Genomic DNA, 1,718 nt, shown 5'->3' with positions numbered 1-1,718 from the left:
ATTAAAAAATAGATATATAAGATCATACAGATATTATAAGAGATTTTAAAAGATTAATAGATATTAAAAGAAATTGTGAAATGAATTTAAGAGAGAAGCTTAGAGCCATAAGGGATTCGGCTGTTTTTGAGAACAAAATAAGTTTATGAAATGTCTGAATAAGAGAATGGTATGTCTTGATTATTACAAAAGACATACTATTTTTTTTCATCTTCCATGATAATTGATTTCTTTATATTTATATAATGGATCATTTATTTGTCTTATATAATTAAAAATCTGATTTTTTTCCGATAATGGAAAAAAAAGAGAATGAAAGGTTTAAGTGCTTATTTTAATAGAAAAAATTATTTAGATATTGTTCTTTTGATGGGAAATATGAGGAGAAATAAGGTATTTATATAAAAAAAGGCACACCAAAAAGAGGGTCAGCACACAGAAATTTTTCCCTCATAGTGTTTTTTGATAAATTTTCTTAATGTTTGAACTGGCTCATGATCAATACCATCAATCATAGCGTTTCTTGCTTCACTATAACTTTGGTTAAATAAATCCATGATTTCATCTAAACCATCTTTAACGGCAATGAAACCGAATTCTCTTACTAACGATGATTGTTGGTATGGTGGAATCATTTTAATTTGCGTATCCACGCAGAACTGACTAAAGCAGTCGTAAGCAACATCCATTTCTTTATTATGTATGTATCTACTGTCCTTCTCTTTTAAAAGTCTAAAACCAATCATGAAAGTGTTTTTAGCTTTTTCAAGGATTGAAGGTGTTACTTTTTGATTAGTCAATAAATCATTAATAACTTGCTCTTTTTCAAGAGGGTTATATGCAAATAGTTTACGCAATGATGAGAACCCTTTTTTAATTTGAGCTTTATAAGCATAGTATTTTGGAAGAATCCCTTTTAAATCACTGTACGTGATATAGGCAGTCTCATTTCCTACCATGTTTACTTCTTTTTCATAAATATACAATGCACGGCAAGCAATCTTTAATTCATTCACATTCTTAATTGAAAACAACTCAAATAAAGACTCCCTTTTAATCATTGTATAACCAGTACGTGATTTATGAGGAATGTCTCTTTCATCTTCCGCTAATACATCTAATGCTTGTCCTTTATCTTCTTCTTTATTAGAAGGATACAAATCTAAAAAGTCTTCCTTATACTTAGAGAAGCGAATATTCATATACTCCCCCCACAGGTTATCTGCTTCAATAAGACCCAATTCGACTAATTGTTTGTTATTTTCTTTAACTGTTCTGCTGGAGCAATTGATTTTCTCGGCAATTTCTTCAGTAGAAACTACTCCGATTACACCTTTACTATCTGTTAATCCTAAATAGCATAGTGTTTGATTTATTAATGAACGTGTCCATTTGATAGAGATCCATTCTTTTGGTATATGGAAGGCATGCTGTTCATATTGCTTTTTACCGTTTTTAGTAGCACTCTTATTGATTCCAGAAAAAACAATTAACCATTTATTTGCGATTGGTATATGATTTTTAAATAGTAATTCCACAATATAAACCTCCTTTCCCTTCCATAAATCTACTTGTCTATCATTCATGTAACTACAAAATACTACATTCGTCAAAAGTGCAGATAAGTACGGAAGTTGGGAGACATTTTGCTAAAAAGTGTAGATAGGTACGGAGAATAGGAGATATTTTTAGATGAAAATGCAGATAAGTACGGAAGA

1 protein-coding gene is annotated in these 1,718 nt (G+C 30.0%); it reads right to left on the bottom strand.

The window, feature by feature from the left end; all coding sequences use genetic code 11:
• Nucleotides 1-428: 428 nt before the first annotated feature.
• Nucleotides 429-1,538 carry a hypothetical protein gene (locus V7014_RS27105; RefSeq protein WP_335512231.1) on the bottom strand — a complete coding sequence of 370 codons (1,110 nt, stop codon included), beginning with the start codon at nt 1,536-1,538 and terminating at the stop codon, nt 429-431.
• Nucleotides 1,539-1,718 lie beyond the last annotated feature (180 nt).

The sequence above is a fragment of the Bacillus sp. JJ722 genome, from assembly GCF_036963345.1.
In the GTDB taxonomy this organism is placed as follows: Bacteria; Bacillota; Bacilli; order Bacillales; family DSM-1321; genus Bacillus_AD.
Note: the sequence above shows the minus strand (reverse complement) of the source record. Positions and strands in the feature narration are given on the sequence as shown.